At 68.4% G+C, this 18644-nt stretch carries 22 protein-coding genes; 18 read left to right on the forward strand and 4 right to left on the reverse strand.

The features are described 5' to 3' along the window. Positions 1-132: 132 nt before the first annotated feature. Positions 133-1137 carry a Bug family tripartite tricarboxylate transporter substrate binding protein gene (locus ACFPOE_RS17070; protein WP_376851464.1) on the reverse strand — a complete coding sequence of 335 codons (1005 nt, stop codon included), beginning with the start codon at positions 1135-1137 and terminating at the stop codon, positions 133-135. Between the two features lie 325 nt (positions 1138-1462). On the opposite strand from ACFPOE_RS17070, the gene ACFPOE_RS17075 reads away from it, so the two are divergent. The 7 genes from ACFPOE_RS17075 to ACFPOE_RS17105 are packed head-to-tail and all read left to right on the forward strand — an operon-like array spanning position 1463 to position 7284. Further along, on the forward strand, positions 1463-1972 hold the full coding sequence (locus tag ACFPOE_RS17075) for a MaoC family dehydratase (protein ID WP_376851466.1): 510 nt from the start codon (positions 1463-1465) through the stop codon (positions 1970-1972). After that, positions 1969-2430, forward strand: a complete 462-nt coding sequence (locus ACFPOE_RS17080) for a MaoC family dehydratase (RefSeq protein WP_376851468.1) — start codon at positions 1969-1971, stop codon at positions 2428-2430. The genes ACFPOE_RS17075 and ACFPOE_RS17080 overlap by 4 nt, the downstream gene beginning before the upstream one ends. A gap of 11 nt (positions 2431-2441) precedes the next feature. Next, on the forward strand, positions 2442-4016 hold the full coding sequence (locus tag ACFPOE_RS17085) for a class I adenylate-forming enzyme family protein (RefSeq protein ID WP_376851470.1): 1575 nt from the start codon (positions 2442-2444) through the stop codon (positions 4014-4016). 26 nt (positions 4017-4042) lie between these two features. Further along, the gene (locus ACFPOE_RS17090; protein ID WP_376851471.1) at positions 4043-4786 is read left to right on the forward strand and encodes an SDR family NAD(P)-dependent oxidoreductase; all 744 of its coding nucleotides are present in this window, start codon (positions 4043-4045) and stop codon (positions 4784-4786) included. A 58-nt stretch (positions 4787-4844) separates the two neighbouring features. Beyond that, on the forward strand, positions 4845-5798 hold the full coding sequence (locus tag ACFPOE_RS17095; RefSeq protein WP_376851473.1) for an amidohydrolase family protein: 954 nt from the start codon (positions 4845-4847) through the stop codon (positions 5796-5798). Between the two features lie 11 nt (positions 5799-5809). Continuing rightward, positions 5810-6679: a fumarate hydratase gene (locus ACFPOE_RS17100; protein ID WP_376851475.1), complete on the forward strand. Its 870-nt coding sequence runs from the start codon at positions 5810-5812 to the stop codon at positions 6677-6679. After that, positions 6676-7284, forward strand: coding sequence for a fumarate hydratase C-terminal domain-containing protein (locus ACFPOE_RS17105; protein ID WP_376851477.1), 609 nt, complete (start codon positions 6676-6678; stop codon positions 7282-7284). Before ACFPOE_RS17100 ends, ACFPOE_RS17105 begins: the two co-directional genes overlap by 4 nt. A 31-nt stretch (positions 7285-7315) precedes the next feature. Here ACFPOE_RS17105 and ACFPOE_RS17110 read toward each other — a convergent pair whose 3' ends face one another. Continuing rightward, the gene (locus tag ACFPOE_RS17110; RefSeq protein WP_376851479.1) at positions 7316-8335 is read right to left on the reverse strand and encodes a D-2-hydroxyacid dehydrogenase; all 1020 of its coding nucleotides are present in this window, start codon (positions 8333-8335) and stop codon (positions 7316-7318) included. A 111-nt stretch (positions 8336-8446) separates the two neighbouring features. Here ACFPOE_RS17110 and ACFPOE_RS17115 point away from each other — a divergent pair, with 111 nt between their 5' ends. Beyond that, on the forward strand, positions 8447-9235 hold the full coding sequence (locus tag ACFPOE_RS17115; protein ID WP_376851481.1) for an HpcH/HpaI aldolase family protein: 789 nt from the start codon (positions 8447-8449) through the stop codon (positions 9233-9235). Here the strand turns inward: ACFPOE_RS17115 and ACFPOE_RS17120 are convergent. Next, complete coding sequence (locus ACFPOE_RS17120; protein WP_376851483.1) at positions 9213-9989, reverse strand: DNA-binding transcriptional regulator; 777 nt, start codon at positions 9987-9989, stop codon at positions 9213-9215. The two genes, ACFPOE_RS17115 and ACFPOE_RS17120, sit on opposite strands and share 23 nt — an antisense overlap. 167 nt (positions 9990-10156) lie before the next feature. Here ACFPOE_RS17120 and ACFPOE_RS17125 point away from each other — a divergent pair, with 167 nt between their 5' ends. From ACFPOE_RS17125 to ACFPOE_RS17160, 8 genes are all read left to right on the forward strand, one after another. Then, complete coding sequence (locus ACFPOE_RS17125; protein ID WP_376851485.1) at positions 10157-10999, forward strand: amidohydrolase family protein; 843 nt, start codon at positions 10157-10159, stop codon at positions 10997-10999. A gap of 1 nt (position 11000) precedes the next feature. Further along, positions 11001-11441, forward strand: coding sequence for a nuclear transport factor 2 family protein (locus tag ACFPOE_RS17130; protein WP_376851486.1), 441 nt, complete (start codon positions 11001-11003; stop codon positions 11439-11441). A 13-nt stretch (positions 11442-11454) separates the two neighbouring features. Further along, on the forward strand, positions 11455-12549 hold the full coding sequence (locus ACFPOE_RS17135; RefSeq protein WP_376851487.1) for an ABC transporter substrate-binding protein: 1095 nt from the start codon (positions 11455-11457) through the stop codon (positions 12547-12549). 13 nt (positions 12550-12562) lie between these two features. Next, the gene (locus ACFPOE_RS17140) at positions 12563-13189 is read left to right on the forward strand and encodes a flavin reductase family protein (protein ID WP_376851489.1); all 627 of its coding nucleotides are present in this window, start codon (positions 12563-12565) and stop codon (positions 13187-13189) included. An 82-nt stretch (positions 13190-13271) separates the two neighbouring features. Beyond that, positions 13272-14366 carry a porin gene (locus ACFPOE_RS17145; RefSeq protein ID WP_376851491.1) on the forward strand — a complete coding sequence of 365 codons (1095 nt, stop codon included), beginning with the start codon at positions 13272-13274 and terminating at the stop codon, positions 14364-14366. An 11-nt stretch (positions 14367-14377) separates the two neighbouring features. Then, positions 14378-15244, forward strand: coding sequence for a cupin domain-containing protein (locus ACFPOE_RS17150; protein WP_376851493.1), 867 nt, complete (start codon positions 14378-14380; stop codon positions 15242-15244). Beyond that, entirely contained in the window at positions 15244-15723 is a 480-nt protein-coding gene (locus ACFPOE_RS17155) for a nuclear transport factor 2 family protein (RefSeq protein WP_376851495.1), read from the forward strand. The genes ACFPOE_RS17150 and ACFPOE_RS17155 overlap by 1 nt, the downstream gene beginning before the upstream one ends. Before the next feature lie 199 nt (positions 15724-15922). After that, positions 15923-16195, forward strand: a complete 273-nt coding sequence (locus ACFPOE_RS17160; protein ID WP_376851497.1) for an SWIB/MDM2 domain-containing protein — start codon at positions 15923-15925, stop codon at positions 16193-16195. A gap of 63 nt (positions 16196-16258) precedes the next feature. Here the strand turns inward: ACFPOE_RS17160 and ACFPOE_RS17165 are convergent, their stop codons facing one another. Further along, a complete protein-coding gene (locus ACFPOE_RS17165) occupies positions 16259-16972 on the reverse strand; it encodes a DUF1345 domain-containing protein (protein ID WP_376851498.1) in 714 nt (237 codons plus the stop codon). A 209-nt stretch (positions 16973-17181) separates the two neighbouring features. On the opposite strand from ACFPOE_RS17165, the gene ACFPOE_RS17170 reads away from it, so the two are divergent. Beyond that, positions 17182-17526: a c-type cytochrome gene (locus ACFPOE_RS17170; protein WP_376851920.1), complete on the forward strand. Its 345-nt coding sequence runs from the start codon at positions 17182-17184 to the stop codon at positions 17524-17526. Between the two features lie 70 nt (positions 17527-17596). Further along, positions 17597-18616, forward strand: a complete 1020-nt coding sequence (locus ACFPOE_RS17175; protein WP_376851500.1) for a potassium channel family protein — start codon at positions 17597-17599, stop codon at positions 18614-18616. Positions 18617-18644 lie beyond the last annotated feature (28 nt).

The raw sequence follows: 18644 nt of genomic DNA on the forward strand, positions 1-18644 counted from the left end.
ACCCCGTTTCATTCCTAGTGAATCTAGCAAGATCCGCGGGTAGCCGGGACCTACCCCAATTGCAGCAAAACAGATTGCTTGTTGTTAAGGATGGTCATCAGCGCCGTGTGTCGCGGTGGTCAGCATGTGGCTTCACTGCATGATGGTGGCAGCCAGCGGCTCCACGATCGGGCGCCATTTCGCAAGCTCGGAGACGATGAACTTGCCAAGGGCGTCAGGCGGCCCGCCGATCGGGGTGACGGATAGGGTCTGCAACTGCGCGCGGCCCTCGGTGCTGGCGAGGAAGTCGTTGGTGATCTTGTTGAGCCGTGTGACGATGGCGGGCGCCAGGCCCTTGGGCCCGACCAGGCCATACCAGCCGGTCGCGGTCGCCGGGATGCCGGATTCCAGCAACGTCGGGACGGCCGGCAGGCTGGCGATGCGCTTGGCGCTCAGCACCGCCAGTGCCCTGACCTTGCCGGCCGTGATCTGCTGCAGATAGGTCGGCACGAGGTCGAAACTGAGGTTGACGACGCCGGCGAGAAGGTCGTTGAGCGCACCGGCCGAGCCCTTGTACGGCACGTGGACCATCGTCACGCCTGTCGCACGCTGCACCATCTCGGCGGCCAGATGTCCCATCGATCCGGTGCCGCCGGTGGAGTAGGAGATCTTGCCCGGATTGGCCTTGAGGTAGGCGATCAGCTGGGGCACGGTCCTGGCCGGAAGCGAGGGATGCGCGGCAATCAGCAGGGGAACGTCCGCCAGCAGGGCGATCGGCGTGAAATCGGTCACGGGATTGAACGGAGTGTTCTTGTACAGGAGCTTGTTCAACGAGAGAGGGCCGGTGGTAGACACCATCAAGGTGTAGCCGTCCGCCGCGGCGGATGCCACCGCCGCGGCGCCCACGTTGCCATTGGCCCCGGCCCGGTTGTCGATCACAAAAGCTTGCCCCAGCGCTTCCGCGAACTTGCGCGCCAGCAGCCGCCCCATGAAATCCGCCGAACCCCCCGCCTGGTACGGCACGATCACCTTCACGGGCTGGTTCGGCCAGCCGGCTTCGGCGCGGGCAACACCCGCAACACTCCAGGCAGCCGCCCCGAGGGCGACGCCCGCCAGGCGGTCCAGCGCCTGGCGCCGGTCGATGCGTGGGGATTCCATTGCGTTGTCTCCTGTTGATTTGCCCGGGATGCTAGACACTGCGCGCCGCTCGCGCCATGACAAATCTCGGGGTTTCCGGCCAGCGAAAAGATCGGACCGCGGCCTGTTCGCAGCCGGCCGCTCGCCACGGTCCATGGCCATGGGGCGGGATGCGGCCCGATGAAGCGCCGAGCGTTCCAGCCTGGCGCCGGCGTTCGACGGCGCGAGCGAGCATATCAGCCGGGCCTGACCTGCCGCCTGCGCAATTCCGCTGCGCAGAATTTGGCAACAACGTGCTTGCCCGGGAACGGCCCGTTGAGGCATCTTCGGCCGGCAGGAGCGCAGTTTGCGTTTCACCTCCGGTTGCTCCAAATCCAAGGCCTTCATGCTGTCACGCCGCTATTTCGAGGATTTCAAGGTGGGCGAAATTTGGGAAAGCCCTCCCGTCGTCGTCACTGCCGAAGAAATCGTCGCGTTCGCCCGCGAGTTCGATCCGCAACCCATGCACACCGATGCCGCCAGGGCGGCGGACGGCCCCTTCAAGGCGCTGGTGGCCAGCGGGTGGCACGTCACGGCCATTTCCTGGCGCGAGTTCCACCGCGCAGGGGGATACGGCAGCACGCCGGTGGTCGGCCTGGGCGCGGACGAGTTGCGCTGGCACCGGCCCGTGAAGGCCGGCGATGCGGTCCGGGTGCGCCGCGAGGTCATCGAGCTGCGGCTGTCGGCCTCGAACCCCGCGCAGGGGATCGTCCGCACCCGCGTGTCGATGCGCAATCAGTCGGACGAGGTCGTGATGACGCTGCTGAGCGCGGGCCGGGTGCCGTCGCGGCTGGCAGCCGATGGAGGACACGAATGAGCGTGGTGCTGGAACATGGGGCCGACTTGGGCGCATACATCGGCAGGACGCTGGGCTGCAGCGGCTGGGTCGTCCTGGACCAGGGGAAGATCGACGCGTTCGCGGAGCTGACCGGCGACAACCACTGGATCCACGTCGACGTGGAACGCGCGGCCCGTGAGATGCCCGGGGGCAAGACCATCGCCCACGGCCTTTTCGTCCTCTCGCACATCCCCCGCCTGCAGGCCAGCATCTTCACCATCAGGCAGCGCGGCAAGGGCCTGAACTACGGCAGCAACCGGGTGCGCTTCACGAGTCCGGTGCCGGTGGGATCCCGGGTGCGGCTGCACCAGGCGGTCAAGGCGTGTGTTCGACTGGACGGGGCGACCCGCATCACCTTCGATTGCACGATGGAGATCGACGGGCAGGAAAAGCCCGCGCTCGTGGCCGAAACCATTGTCCAGATCTTCGACAAATGACGATGACCGCCATGGCACCGGACAAGACCGAATTCATCCCCTTCCACGCGACGATTGCCGCCCACGCGGTGGCCGGTGCCGACAGCATCGCGTTCCGGGTCGAGGAGCGCGAGGTCGACTGGCAGACCTTCCATGGGCGGATGGTGCAGGTTGCGCATGCAATGCTCCGCAGTGGTGTCGGCCCGGGCGACCGCGTCGCCATCATCGGGCTTGCCTCGCTGGCCTATCTCGAATGCTTGTTCGGCACCATTGCGGCCCGCGCCTGCGTGGTTCCGCTGCCGGCATCCGCGAGCGCCAGTGCCCTCGAAACGATGCTGCTGGATTGCGGGGCGAAGCTGCTCTTCCTCGATCCGGACACCGGGCCCGCGATCGCGGACATGGCCATGCGCGGTGCTGCCCATGTGGTTCCATTCGGCCACGCGGGCGCCGACGGTGAGGCGTACACGCAGTGGCGCAGCCGCGGGGCCGACAGTGGTTGCGGATTGCCTGCGGCGCAACCGCAGGACCCGTTCAACATCATCTACAGCTCCGGGACGACCGGCGTGCCGAAGGGCATCGTGCATCTGCACGGAATGCGCCGGAACCAGGCGGCTCGCCAGGGATTCGGCTTTTCTTCGACGAGCCGGACATTGCTGTCCACGCCGATGTACTCGAACACGACGATCACGCCCATGCTGGGAACGCTGGCCAATGGCGGCAGCTGCATCCTGATGCGCAAGTTCGACGCCGGCCGCTACCTTGCGCTCGCCTCGGCGCATCGAGCCACCCACACGATGCTTGTGCCGGTGCAGTACAAGCGCATCCTTGCGCACCCGGACTTCGCCGCCTGCGACCTGTCTGCGATGGAGCTCAGCCAGTCCACGGGCGCGCCCATGGACGTGGCTTTGAAGCGCGACATCCTCCAGCGCTGGCCGGGACGCTTCGTGGAAGGCTACGGGCTCACCGAGGGAGGGATCTCCTGCTTTCTCGAACCGCGTCTTCATCCGGACAAGCTCCACACCGTGGGCAGGGCGGCCCATGGCACGGAGGTCTTCCTGGTCGATGAGAGCGGCCAGAGACTGCCGCCCGGCCAGCAGGACGTGGCCGGCGAGGTCGTGGGCCGGTCGCCGTTCATGATGGCGGGCTACCACAACCGGCCCGACGCCGACGCCGAGATCCGCTGGTACGACAGGGAGGGCCGCGTGCACCACCGCACGGGGGACATCGGCCGCTTCGACGCGGACGGCTTCCTGAGCCTGCTCGATCGCAGGAAGGACGTGATCATCTCCGGCGGCAACAACATCTACGCCGCGGACCTCGAAGCCGTCCTGGCGCGGCACCCCGGCGTGCTGGAAGCGGCCGTGATCGGCGTGCCCAGCGCCGACTGGGGGGAAACGCCGCTGGCGCTGGTCCTGGCCCGGCCCGGCGTCAGCATCGATCCGGATGCGTTGCGCGAGTGGGCGAACGCACAGGTGGGCAGGACGCAGCGTCTCAGCGCCGTGGAACTGCGGCAGGAGCTGCCGCGCACCGCCCTGGGCAAGCTGTCCAAGAAGGAGCTGCGCGCGCCGTACTGGCGCTGCGCCGACGAAAGCGCGGCCAAGCCGTGAGCACGCCCAGCGCAAGACCGGTTTGTGTGGTCACGGGGTCCTCGTCCGGGATCGGCGCGGCAACGGCCCTGTGGTTCGCACAGCGGGGCCACGATGTCGTGATCAATTATTCCCGCCACCCGGAGCCTGCGCAGCGGGTCTCGCAGCAATGCCGCGCCAGCGGTGCCGACGTGCTGGTGGTCCAGGCCGACGTGTCCGACAACACGCAGTGCCTGGCGCTGGCCGATGCGGTGCGCGCACGCTGGGGCGGGGCAGACGTCCTGATCAACAGCGCCGGCATCACCACCCGGTTCGCGGACATCAGGGAGCTGGACGCGCTGACGGCGCTGGACTTCGAGGCGACCTACCGCGTGAACGTCATCGGCACCTTCCTGATGTGCCGCGCGCTGGCGCCACTGCTGAAGGAGCGCGCCAACGCCGCCATCGTCAACATCTCCTCGATGGCGGCGCGGATGGGGACCGGCTCGTCGATCGCCTACGCGGCGTCGAAGGGCGCGCTGAACACCTTGACCTTGTGCCTGGCCCGCTCGTTGGCGCCCGACGTCCGGGTCAACGCCATCCTGCCCGGGATGGTCGACAGCGACTGGCTGCGCAAGGGGCTCGGTGCCGAAGCCTTCGAGGCGCGCCGGCAGCGTTACGCGTCCCGTGCCCTGCTGGGCGCGGTGATCGACGTGCAGGACGTCGCGCGGACGGCGTACTGGCTGGCCACCGAGGCAGGCAAGTCCACCGGACAGCTCGTCGAACTGGATGCCGGATTCATGCTCGGTTGAAGCGCCGCGCAACGTATCGGGCGTCCCGCCGCACTTTCATCAGACTGGATCGAACCCCTTGAATACTTCCCGCCCCCTGCTGTTCGACGCCCACGCCCATCTGGTGGCCGATGACCAGGTGCGCTATCCGCGCAACCCCATGCAGCGCCCGGCGGATGCACCTGTTCGCGCGCCCGGGGTCGTTGGCACTGCCGGCGGCCACCACGGGCCCCACCCCGTCAACGAAGTCCCCGATGTGGCGCGGATGCTGCCCTGGATGCGGCAGGCGAACGTGCAGGGCGCCGTGGCGGTGCAAAAACGAATGATCTATCGCCACGACAACAGCTACATCCTGGACGCGTCGGACGCCCATCCGCAGCTGTTCGCTCCCGTCGTGATCCTGGATGGCGAGGATCCGGCCACGCCGGACATGCTGCGCCGCTTGATCGGCGGGCACGGACTGGCGGGACTGCGGCTGTTCGGCGGCCGCGGGTCCGACGGCAGCATGCCGTGGCTCAACTCGCCGCAGGCGCTGAAATGCTGGGACGTGGTCGACCGGGCCGGACTGGTGATGAACCTGGAAGTGCTGGCGCACGGCGGCGGCGGCCCGTCGATCCCCGCGATCTTGGAGCTGTCCGAGCGCTTCGCCGGTGCGCGGATCGTGCTGGACCACCTGCTGGAGCCCGAGATGGAGGAGGGCGCGCAGGATTTCGGGCTGGACGAACGCTACGCGAAGCTCGCAGGCCGCCGGCACCTGTATTTCAAGTTCACGTCGATCAACCTGGACATCTGCGAGGCGGCGGGCCTGCCGGCGAATGCGCTGTTGCGTCGGTCGGTGGACATGTTCGGAGCGGACCGCATCATGTGGGGCTCGGACATCGGCACGTCGTCGGGGACGTACCAGGGCATGGTGCAGCGCATGATCGGCGCCTGCGACCTGCTGACGGGTGCCGAGCAGCGCGCGGTGCTGCACGACACGGGCCGCGCTGTCTTCGTCCGGGGCGGACACGAGGCGCGGACTGCGCCGCGCTAGGAGGCGACGCCATGGCCATCAGCAGCGAGCAAATAGCGGGTGTGACCGCCGACCTGTACGAATGGGCGCTCAGGAAGATCCCGCAAGACACCAAGGCGGCGCTGGCCGCGGCGGCGTCCGTGGAATCCAATGCGACCGGCGCAAAGACGCTGCGCATCATGCTGCACAGCGCGGACGCGGCGCAGGCCGCCGGCAGCCTGGTGTGCTCGGACATCGGCATTCCGGCCTACAGCATCAAGATCGGCACGCGCGTCCGGTTCGACGGGCCGGTGCGGCAGGCCCTGGTCGATGGCCTGGCGCGGGTCGTCGCCCGCAGCAACCCGCCCCTGCTGAAGATGATCACCAACCCGCTGACGCACGAGCGCGGCTACGCCGGCAAGGACATGCCGATGGTCAGCTTCGACCTGATCGACGACGCCGACTACATGGACATCACCTGCTCGCCCAAGGCCCTGGGCACCGGGCGGTGGGAGGCGGCCGAGAATTTCGTCTATCCCACGCTCCAGCAGATCGAGGACTACGTGCTCGATGTCGTGTTGCGTTCCGGCTCGCAGGCCTGCCCGCCGATCGTCGTCGGCGTCGGGATCGGCGGCACCTTCGATCACGCGGCCCGCATTGCCAAGGAGGCGGTGATGCGGCCGTTCGGGGTTCAGAACCCGGAGCCGATCCTTGCCGCCATGGAGCAGCGCCTGCTGGCCGCCATCAACACGCTCGGCTTCGGTCCGATGGGGACCGGGGGCGACACCACGGCCATGGCGGTCCACGCCAATTACTCGTCCTCCCACGGCTTCGTGCCGGTCGCGGTCAGCCTGAACTGCTGGATCAACCGCCGTACGCGCGCGCGCATCCACGGCGACGGCCGGGTGGAGCGGATCGAATGAAGAAGCTCCGGCTGCCGCTCGCGCGGGCCGACGTCGACGGCCTCGAGCTCGGCGAGATGGTCCTGGTGAGCGGCCGGGTGACGATGTCCATCGGGTTGCCGACGCACCAGCGGATGGTCGACCTGATCGATGCCGGCGAGCCGCTTCCGGTGGACCTCAGGGACGGTGCCTTTCTGCACCTGAGTTGCTTCAACCGGGAGCGCGAGGACGGGACCGGACACGAGGCGCTCTATCTGAACCCCACCACCAGCAGCCGCTACAACGCCTTCATGCCGCGGCTGATCGAAGGCTGCGGCCTGCGCCTGGTCGGTGGCAAGGCCGGCCTGGACGATGCCAGCGTGCAGGCAATGCGGCGCCAGGGCTGCGTGTACCTCGCGTTCCTGGGCGGCGGTTGCACGCTGCTCTCGCGCAGCATCCGGCGGGTGGCTTCGGTGCACTGGCCGGAATACATCGCGCAATTCCGGCTGCTCACGCTGGAACTGAGCGACCTGGGGCCGGGGACGGTCGCGATCGACGCCCACGGCAACAGCCTCTACGGCAGCCTGAGGCAGCAGGCGCAGGAGCGGATCGATCAGGCACGCCGTGCGAGGGAGACACCGGGCTGAGGAGGCCGCGCGCGTCCAACGGACCGGGGCCTCACGGGGACGATTTCAGGGTCCGGTCGCGCGCGACCTCCTGCACCAGGGGCCGGCCGGCCACCCACCGGCGCAGGTTGTCCAGGAACATGTGGACGCAGCGATCGCCGTACTGCGCCGTCGAGCCGGCGTTGTGCGGCGACACCAGCACGTTCGGAAGATCCCAGAACGGCGAATCGGACGCCAGTGGCTCCTGCTCGAACACGTCCAGGTGCGCGCCCGCGATCTGCCCGGACGCCAGCGCGTCGAGCAGGGCCTGCTCGTCCAGCACGCCGCCACGTCCGACGTTGACGACAAACGAGCCGCGGGGCATCGCCGCCAGCACGCTGGCGTTGACCAGGCGGCGGGTGGCCTCGGTCAACGGGCACGCCATCACGAGCCATTGCGCGCTGCCCGCCAGCGCCGGCAGCCGGGCATACCCGTGAATTCCCTGCCCGGCGTCGCCAGGCTGCGGCGAGTGGCGCAGCTTGTGCACGGTCAGCCCAAGCGCCTCCAGGGAGCGGGCGATGCTGCGACCGATCGGGCCGTACCCGACCACGATCGCCGTCTGCCCCGCGAGGTCGCCCGGCGCGTCGGCGCCACGCAACGGCGTCCACCGGTGTTCGCGCTGCGCATGGATCCACTTCAGCGCGCCGCGGGCCAGTACCATCACGCCCATGACGGCGGTGTGGGCCACGGCCTCGGCATTGGCGCCGGAGGAATTGGTCAGGCGCACGCCGCGCCGCAGCATCTCCTGGAAGATCGGCCGGTCCACGCCGGCCGTCGGCACATGGAGCCACTGAAGGCCGGAGGCGGCGCGCAACTGGTCGCAGAAGAAGCGCATCTGCGGTGTGAGGACCGTCTTGGTCGACTGGTCGATCACATCCAGCGACAGCAGCGCAATGTCGACTTCGGCCAATTGCTGCGAGGTCAGCGGGCTTTCCGGGTCGCTGACGAACAGGCGCAGCCCGTCACCGGCGGCGGCCTGCAGCGGGTCGCCGAACTCGCGCCGGATGCGGGAAGAGATGAGCAGGGTGGGCATTTGCTTTGATTCTGCTGCGGCCCTGGCGCATTTCGGCGCAGGCCCATTCCGGCCCGCGAAATGTGGAAGTTTTGTCGCTTCTCCTTCTGGTGCCGACGTTATCGTCGCGCCATGAGCAGCAACAATGATCTCTTCCGCGACCGCTTGAGGCGCGGCGACACGCTGGTGGGCAGCTTCGTCAAGACGCCCACCCTGCACGCCACCGAGATCCTGGCGCAGGTGGGCTACGACTTCGTGGTGATCGACGCCGAGCACGCTCCCCTGGACCGCTCGCACATCGACGTCATGCTGTACGCCGCGCGCGCCGGTGGCATCGCCGGCCTGGTGCGCGTGCCGGCGATCTCCGACATCCTCTCCGCGCTCGATTGCGGGGCCGTGGGGGTGCTGGTCCCGCATGTCGATTCGCCCGAGCGCGCGCGCGAAGCGGCGGCGGCCAGCCGGTACCGCAATGGCAGGCGCGGTTACTCCGGCGCCACCCGCTCGAGCAATTACGGTGGCGGCTCGGTCTGGTCCAACGTGGACGCGCAGGATGCGCAGACCACCGTGATCGCCATGATCGAGGACCCGCAGGCGGTGGAGCAGATCGAGGCCATCGCCGCCGTGGACGGAATCGATGCCTTCTTCATCGGTCGGGGCGACCTGACCGTGGCCTATGGCGCGGGCAGGGCCGACGACCCGGTGATCGTGGACGCGGTCCGGCGCATCAGCGACGCGGGGCGCGCCGCCGGCAAGGCGGTCGTCGTGATGGTCAACGGCCCGGAGGAGGCCGCGGGATTCGAGGCGATGGGGGCCAGCGCCTTCATCGTCTCCACCGACCAGGGGCTGCTGCGCCGCGCTGCGACCGCGGCGCTGGCCGGCCTGAAGGCGCTGTCGCCGGTCAGGCGGCCTGGAGTTCCCTGAGCCGGCCGCCGATCTCTGCCGCGACGCCCTGAAGTTCGGCGAGGTAGCGCTCCACCGCCTGCTGCGGCTTGAGCGTGGACGAGAAGAAGGTCAGGCCCAGGGAGGCCGTCACGCCATGGCTGTCGAACACCGGCACCGCCAGCGTGTTCGATGCGGGCATGACCTGGGGCTTGCGCAGCGCGCAGCCGGCCTCGCGCACCTCGGCCAGGACGCGTCGAAACTCCATCGGGTCCCGGGCACCTTCGTCCTCGGGCGCGTTCGACTGGGCCAGCGCTGCGAGCAGCGTGTCCTGCTGCTCGGGCGAGCAGAACGCCAGGTAGGCGCGGCCGGTGGCCCGGCTGACCAGGCTCAGCCGCACGTCGATCGTGGAGTGCTTGAGGGCCAGCGGTGACAGCGGGATCGTGCTGTAGCGCACCACCATCGCATGGTGGTCCAGCACGGCGATGGCCGCCGGCCACTTCACCCGCAAGGTCAGGGCGTCCATCAGCGGCGCCGCCGCCTCGACGATCATCGGTTCGCTGTGGTAGCCGCAGCTGAGTGAACGCACGCCGGAAGTGAGGTAGTACGCGCCGTGCTGGGGGGCGTGCTTGACGATGCCGTGGCCCTCGAATGTCTGCAGCATGCGCACAATCGTGGGCTTGGGAATCCGCGTCTGCTCGAACAGCATGTCGAGCGTGGATACCGCCTGCCGGTTGAGCGCCTGCAGCAGTTCCAGCGCGCGCACGACCGAGCGAACCGGGGGAGAGGAACTCACTGCACGCCTTTCATGGGGCGATCCTAACCCAGGCGTGCGCAGGAGGCGCCCGGACGGATGGCCAAGTTCCGTCTGCCGGAATCTTCCGCATCGCGCGTGGCGGCGAGGCCTCCGAAGCCCTATATTTTCCCTGGCAGCAATCAACCGGCCAAAGGCTCGACCACACAGTGATTCATATCGATCAAGCCAGCCCGGGGACGGCGCCGTTGGCCGACGCGCCGGTGGTGGATGCCCATGCGCACGCCTTCACCCTGGACATGCCGTTGTCGCCCACCGCCTGGCATGCGCCGCCGGCCGCGGCGCCGATCGAGCAGTACCTCGCCGCCCTCGACGCCAATGGCGTGACGTTCGGCGTGCTCGCGGGCGCGACGCTGTTCGGGACGTACAACGACTATGCGATCGAAGCCTGCCGCCGGCACCGGCGGCTGCGCACCACGGTCATTCTCGAACCCGACACGAGCCAGCGCGAGATGCGGGCCATGGCAGCGGATGGCGTGATCGGCGTGCGCCTGCAGTGGCGCCATGTGCGGGAGGTGCCGGACCTGAAATCGGGCGCTTATCGCGTGTTCCTGCGCCGCATCGCCGACCTGGGCTGGCAGGTGCACCTGCACGACGACAGCGACCGCCTGCCGCCCTACCTGGACGCCCTCGAGGCGGCCGGCGTCACCGTGGTGGTGGAGCACTTCGGCCGGCCGAACCCGGACACCGGCGGCACCGCCTGTCCCGGGTTCCAGCGGGTGCTGCGCTCCGTCGAAACCGGTCGCACCTGGGTCAAGCTGGCGTCGGCATTCAGGCTCGCATCGGCGCAGCTGGCGCGCGATGCGGCGGCCGAACTGCTGCGGCACGCCGGCCCCGAGCGCCTGGTGTGGGGCAGCGACTGGCCATTCGCCGCCTTCGAATCGAGCATCGGCTACCGGCAGACGCTGGACACCCTGCAGGACCTGGTGCCGGATCCGGCGGCGCGCCGGCGTATCACCTGCGAAACCCCCCTGAAACTCTTTTTCGCCTGAGATGAACAACCAGGAACTGCTGGCGCTGCGCTACCAGCTCGAAGTCCTCGCCATCGATTTCTGGCACGACGTCGATGCCAACGGCGGGCGCAACGCGGCCAGCTACTACGTGGAGGATGCGCTTTTCGCCACGAGCATCCGCGAATACCGGGGCCGCACGGCGATCCACGAGTTCTACAACCGCCGCGAGCGGCGCGGCGCGCGGGTTTCGCTGCACCTGGTGCAGAACTTCCGCATCGAGCCGCAGGGCGCCGATCGCGTGCGCTGCGAATACGTCATGAGCCTGTTCGCGGCCGACGGCGAGCCGCCGCTCCCCTCCCGGCCGGCGATCATGATCGCGATCGCCGAGGAACTCGCGGTGCGTCAGCCCGATGGCCGCTGGCTGTACCAATCGAGGCGGCTGAAGCCGCTGTTTCGCGACGACACGCCCACCACGGGCTGAACCAGGACTCCTCATGAAGAACATGCTCGCGCGCGGCGCACAACCGCGGCGCCGGACGGTCTGTCTCGCCCTGGCATCCGGCGTTCTGGCCGGTTGCGCGGGCCGCACGCCCGTGCAGTCCGCGCCGCCCCTGCGCGTGTACGGCAACCTGTCGACGCTGGAACTCGCTCCGGTGCTGCTGGCCGCCAGCCGTGCCCTTCCCGACCCGATTCGCGTGCAGCAGGGCGGCATCAGCAGCCTGTATGGGCTGGACGGCGACCTGCCCAACCTGGTGGCCCGCGGGGAGTCGGACCTGGCGACCAACTCGGAGACGCAGGCACTGCGCTATTCGGTGGCGCATCCCGACCTGCGCCTCATCCTGACCGTCTCCGAGGGGCTATACCGCATCGTCGCGCGCCGCTCCGCCGGCATCGCGCAACTCGCCGACCTGCGCGGCAAGCGGGTCGGGACCATGCCGCGGACTTCGTCGGCGTACTACCTGGACCGCACTCTGCGATCCGTGGGCCTGACGCAGTCGGACGTGAATGTCGTGCCCTTCGTGGCCGGATCGGCGGTGCCGCTCTCGCGCATGAGCGAGGCGTTCAGGAGAGGCGAACTCGATGCCGCCACGATCTGGGAGCCGGAGCTGCAGCGGGCCCAGGATGCGCTGGGCGCCGACGCGATCGAGTTCCACGACCCACTGGGCTACCGCGAGCAGTTCAGCCTGTTCAGCACCGAGGCGAAGCTGCAGGACCCGTCGCTGCGTCCGCGAATCGTTGCGTACGTGCGCGCCATCATCGACGCTTCGGCACAGATCCGGCGCGACCCGCGCAGCGCGTGGGCGCTGGTGGCCGACGCGACGCGGCAGCATCCGCAGATCATCGAGCGCTCCTGGCGGCACCACAGCTACCCGGCGGCGCTGGCGCCCGACCTGCTGGACACCATGGTGCAAGAGGAGGTGTGGGTCGCCGCGGAGACGGGGCGCGTCCCTCGCGGCCGCCGTGAACTCGCAAGCCTGATCGACGCCAGCCTGCTGCGAGAGGCGCTGCGCGCCGCGTCGCCGGCGGCCGATTCCGGTGCGTGGAAAGCCGCAATCCATTCGTTGACCCGGTCGTTGCGCCGCTCCTAGACTGCACGCCAGCATGTTCATCGATCCGCAAACGACACCCGGCTTCAAGAGGTCCATCTTCAACGCGATCGTCGCGCCGCGCCCGATCGGCTGGATCAGCTCGATGGGCGCCGACGGAAGCGTCAACCTCGCCCCGTTCTCCCAGTTCAATCTGGTCTCCACTGCGCCGCCGGTGGTCATGTTCGCATGCAACACGCCGCCGGACCGTGCAGAGAAGGACACCATCGCGAACGTGCGCGCCACAGGGGAATTCGTTGTCAACCTGGTGTCCTGGGAGCTGCGCGAGGCGATGAACACGACCTCGGCGCCGGTTCCCAGGGGCAGCGACGAGTTCGAGCTGGCGCGCATCGAGAAGGCCGCGAGCGTGAAGGTGCGCGCGCCGCGGGTGGCCGCGTCGCCGGCCAGTCTGGAATGTCGCGTGCTGCGCATCATTGAGATTGCCCCGGAGTTCCCGGGCGAGACCCGCAGCACGGTGGTGATGGGCCGCGTGCTGGGCCTGCATGTCGGCGAGGGTTTCCTCGACAGCGACGGCCGCTTCGATACCGTCAAGGCGCAACCCATCACCCGGCTGGGCGGCAGCTATTACGCCGCCCTTGGAACGGTGATCGAGATGCCGGCACCGTTCACCCGCGCCAGCTAGGCAGCAGTTCCTTTCACCCCCCGGCGTTCTCATGCACTCCCGTGCAGGGCAGCGCTTTGCCCGTCAAAAAAGAGGAGACACCATGACAGCACGATATATTCCCAAGCGCGCGGCACTCGCATGCGCCGCCCTGGTCGCCACCGGGACGGCATGGGCCCAGAGCAGCGGCAGCTCGGTCAACCTGTACGGCGTGCTGGACGCCTGCGTGGTCTCCAACAAGTCGGCAACGGGTGCGCCGGTGCAGATCAACGGCGGCGGCTGCTACTACGGCTCGCGCCTTGGCTTCCGCGGCAATGAAGACCTGGGCGGCGGCATGCGCGCCTATTTCCAGCTGGAAACCGGCTTCGCGGCCGACAACGGGACGCTGGCACAGGGCGGCCGCCTGTTCGGGCGCAAGTCGATCGTCGGCCTCGCAGGAGGCCTTGGCGCGGTAGAAATCGGCCGCGAATATGCGCCTGCCTTCTACCTGCTGACCTCCATCGATCCGATGCAGCTGGGCATCGGATCGGCGCTGGCCACCATCTGGTCCGGCTCGCCGGGCACTGGAGCCGGCCGCACCGACAACTCGATCAACTACCAGTCGCCTGACCTCGGCGGATTCGCCGTACGCGTCCAGGCGGCGCTCGGCGAGCAGGCCGCGCCGCTGGCCGCCCGCGGCGGCGACAGCAAGGGCGCCAGCCTGACCTACCGCAACAAGCAGCTGTATGCGGCGGTGTCCTATGAGAGCATCGCCAATCCGACCGGCACGGCCGACGACCGGGCGACCACCATCGGCGCGAAGTACGACTTCGGCAGCTTCTCGCTGTCCGCCATCGCACAGTCAGGAGCGTGGCAAGGCACGCGGCCCGAGTCCGCGCCTTCCAGCGCCACCAGCATCTACAGCCGGCGCTTCAACAGCTACCTGGTCGGTGGCAGCGTCAGGCTCGGCGGCGACACGCTGAACGCAACTTACAAGCGATACGACGACCGGACCGCCGCCAATTTCGATGCGACCGTGCTCAGTGCCGTCTACATCCACCCGTTGTCCAAGCGCACGCAGCTTTATGGCGGGATCTCGCACCTGAAGAATGCGCGTGCGTCCAGCTACGGCGCTTCCGATGGCAATGGCGGATACAGCGGTGTCGCGGCCGGCGGCAGCTCGCGCATCATCGACCTGGGCATCACCCACTTCTTCTGAGGACCACGACGATGGCGACTTCAACTCCCCACGTGCGCGAACGCGGCTTTGCCGACTTCTCTGCCGCTCCCCCGGAGACGGCCGGCGGGCACCGGCGCTGGCTGGCGGGTGCGCATAACTTCTGGCTGGAGTGGATCGAGTTCGGCGAAGGCGGCACCGCGCCGACCTTCGAGAGCGACTTCGAGACGATCCTGCTCGCGCCCCGCGGCGCATTGCACCTCAGCCCCGCCGACGCCGCTGTGCACGCCACGGACATCCTGCCCCATTGCGCATGCATCGTGCCGGCCGGCAGATACGCGGTGATCGGGGATGCTGGTGCTGCATGCGTGCTGATCGCTTCCCAGCGCGGCGACATCGGCGGTCGCCGGGTGCTGGGCGCGCAGTCCGCCGCCACCGGCGCCGATCCGCGCGTGCTGCCGACCGGCCGGCCGTACCGGCGGACCGTCTCGGCCGGCCAGATCCGGGTCATGGACATCGATGCCATCATGGCGTCGCGTGACAAGCCCCGGCTCAAGATGCTTCAGACCGAGACGCTGAGCATCAACATCGTGGAATACCGGGGCGCGCGCGACCGGGCTGCGCTCAGCCCGCACGCCCATTCCGAATTCGAGCAGGGCTCGCTCGCCATCACCGGCGAGTTCGTGCACCACTTGCGGGTTCCATGGTCCGGCGACGCCGGCCAATGGCGCGACGACGAGCACCTGACAGCGCATTCGCCCTCGCTGCTGGTGGTTCCTGTGGAGATGATCCATACGACCGAGGGTGTGGGTGACGGCCACCACTTCCTGGTCGACGTGTTTTCGCCCCCGCGGCGCGACTTCATCGACAAGGGCTGGGTGTTCAACTCGGCCGACTACGCAGGCGTGGGCGCGGATTGATGAAGACCACCGGGGAATCCGGCGCCGGGCGCATCGGTGCCATGACACAAGAGCTGCTGGCGCTGCGGTACGAACTCGAGGCATTCACGATCGACTTCTGGCACGAGGTCGACATCCAGGGCGGCGGTCGGGCCGCCGCCTGCTACCTCGACGACGGCGTATTCGCCACCAGCGTGCGCGAATACCGGGGGCGGGCCGAGCTCGATGCCTTCTACGCGCGCCGGCGCCACTGGGAGCCGCGCGTGTCGATCCACGTCGTGAGCAACTTCCGCATCGATGCCGTGGACGCTGGCGCCGCGCGCTGCGGCTACATCCTGGGCCTGTTCGCAGCGGACGGTGAGCCTGTCCTGCCATCGGGCCCGCCCGTCATGCTCGGGACGGTCGAGGAAGTGCTGGTTCGACAGCAGGATGGATCGTGGCGCTATGCAAGCCGCCGCGTGCTTCCATTGTTTCGCGATGGGACGCCGACGCGGGGTTGACCTGAAGCCGTGGTTGGGTCGAAAGCGGACCGGCCGGACAGGCCAGGCGCTTGCAGGCGGCCTCGCGATGCCAGGCGGGCCAATCGCCGGCTGTAGGACAAGCGCCTGCAAACCTTCAGCGGTTTCCGCCGTCGTCCTGGCCTGCCGGCAGCCGGAGGCGGTCGGGGTATGCTGCCAGCTTTCGCCTCAGAAGGACCCAATGACGCAATCCGAACCGCAGAAGAAGACCTCCGGCTTCATGAAGGCATTGAAGCCCAGCGCGCAGCTGGCTGCCGTGATCGGCTCCGATGCCGTGCCGCGCACTGAAGTCACCAAGCGGCTGTGGGCCTACATCAAGGAGCACAACCTCCAGAATCCGCAGAACAAGCGCAACATCCTCTGCGACGACAAGCTCAAGGCCGTCATGGGCAAGGACGAGGTGACGATGTTCGAGATGACCGGTCTCGTGGGCAAGCACCTGGCACAGCCCTGAAGCGTCGCGGCAGGTAATGTGGGCCGGCCGGTGCGGGCCCGGCAGGGAACGCCCGCGTGCCCCTCAGAACAGCCCGGCTCCAATGTTGATCAGCAGCGCCAGCACGGTCGTGTTGAACAGGTAGGCCAGGATGCAATGCATGGTGCCGATGCGCCTGAGCGGCTTGGAGAGGAACGACACGTCGGCGGTCTGCCCCGAGGTGCCGATCACTGCGGCGAAGTAGAAGAAGTCGCCGTAGCCCGGGGCGTCGTCCCCGGGAAACTGCAGGCCCGCCGGCCTGCCGTGGCACGCCGCCGCGTAGTAGTCGTGCGCATAGTGCAGCGCGAACATGGTCTGGATGAAGGCCCAGGACGACAGCACCGTCACTCCGGCCAGCAGGATGTGCGCCAGGCGCAGGCCGCCGTGGATGTCCTTGGCGACGGCCAGTTCGGCGGCGATGGCCGCCAGGCTGGCCACGCTGGAGACGACGACGAAGAACAGGATCGCCACCTGCCCCTCGTCCTGGAACTGCGCCCGCCTGCGCATCTGGTGCTCCGAGGACCGGATCATCATCACCGCGGCCAACGTGACATACAGGCAGGTGCCGGCGTTCCACGCAATCAGCAGGCGGGTGACGGCATGGCTGGCAATGTCCAGCGGCAGGAGCCAGGCCACCGCTGCGGCGAATGCGCTGGCGATGAAGATCCGCGGGCGGGCCCGGACCACCCGCAGGAATGCGTTGCGCCGCCAGTTCAGCGGGCGTGCGGTCGGTCGGCGATCTGGCTCGGGGTCGATCATGTCGGATTGGGGTTCGGCGCGGGCCATTATGGCGAATCGCCGAGGTGGATCATGCAGGCCGCCTGGCCTTCAAGCGCGCCCGGCGGGATGGTCGACAGCCTCGCTCGCGGGTGCAGCCTGAATGCTCCCGTGTTGACACCGGTCAAGCCGGCCTGCCGGCGAGCGGGCTAACGTGGTTGTTGCATCAACTGCCGGAGGCGACCTTGAAGATGATTTCAGTGCCCGTTTTCCTTGCCGTTTCCATGGCGGCCGCCGTTGCCGCCGGCGGCAACGGCGCCGGGAAGGCTGCCGCGGGCGCGAAGCTCGCCGAAGCCAAGCAATGCATGCAGTGCCACGCGATCGACAAGGACACCATCGGCCCATCGTTCCAGAAGATCAAGGCGGTCTACAGCAAGATGAGGAACCCCGAATCGAAACTCATCGACGTGATGCGCCTCGGCAGCGACGCCCATCTCGGGCCGCTCTGGACTCGCGCCAGGATGCCTGACGGCAGCGAACGTCCGCCCATCAGTGATCGGGAGGCGAAGCAGCTGGCGCGCTGGATCTTGTCGTGACCCGTCCGGATGCGAAGCCGTGCCCGCCCGGCATCGCAGCAGTCTCGCGCACGCCACCCGGTCGGACACCTTGAACAAGATCTCCCGCAGCCGGCACTTGCGCGGCCTCGTTGCGGGCGGCGTGCTGTTGGTGCTGGTCCACATGGTGGGGACAGTGGGCTACCACTTCATCGGGCGGCCGTCGGCCAGCTGGATCGACAGCTTCTACATGACATTCATCACCGTGGCCACCATTGGCTACGGCGAAACGGTCGACCTGAGCACGCACCCGATCGGCCGGCTGTTCACCGTCGCCATCGCCATCGTGGGGATCGGCACGATGAGCTACCTGTTCTCCACCTTCGTCGCTCTCCTGCTCGAGTCCGACCTGAACGCCGTCCTGAGGAAACGCCATATGCAACGCCAGATCTCCGAATTGGCCCGCCACTACATCATCTGCGGGGTGGGGCGGGTGGGAAGCAACGTGGCCGACGAACTGCACAAGACGCAGCGCGAATTCGTGGTCATCGAGAGCGACGCGGGCGCCATCGAGCGCTGGCTGGACCGCTCGCCCGACACGCTCTACCTGCATGACGACGGCTCCAGCGACGACGCCCTGCTGCGCGCCGGCGTGATGCGCGCCGCCGGCGTGTTCGCCGTCACCGGCGACGACAGCCACAACCTGATGATCGCGCTGTCGGTCAAGCTGCTGAACCCGGCCACGCGCGTGGTGGCGCGGCTGCACGACATCCGCAATGCGGACAAGGCACGCAAGGCCGGGGCCGACGAGATCGTTTCTCCCGACTTCACCGGCGGCATGCGGATCACCTCCGCGATGGTGCGGCCGCACGTCGTGAACTTCATGGACCAGATGCTGCGCGCCGACGAAGGGCTGCGCGTCGAGGAAGTGGTGGTGCCGTCCCACAAGCCGGCCCGCACGCTCGGGATGCTGCTGCCCAAGTCGCCCCGCTACATGCTGATGGCAACGCACGAGAACGGTCAGTGGGTCTTCAACCCCGGCGACGACCATGTGGTGCGGCCGGGGGCCGCCTTGATCCTGATGACGACGCCGGAAGGCCGGCGCGCACTGCAGTCCCTGATCGAGGCCTGAGCGCCGGCCAGCGCAATCCCGGACCCGC

Source organism: Caenimonas terrae (genome assembly GCF_042655405.1).
GTDB classification, from domain to species: Bacteria; Pseudomonadota; Gammaproteobacteria; order Burkholderiales; family Burkholderiaceae_C; genus Ramlibacter; species Ramlibacter terrae_A.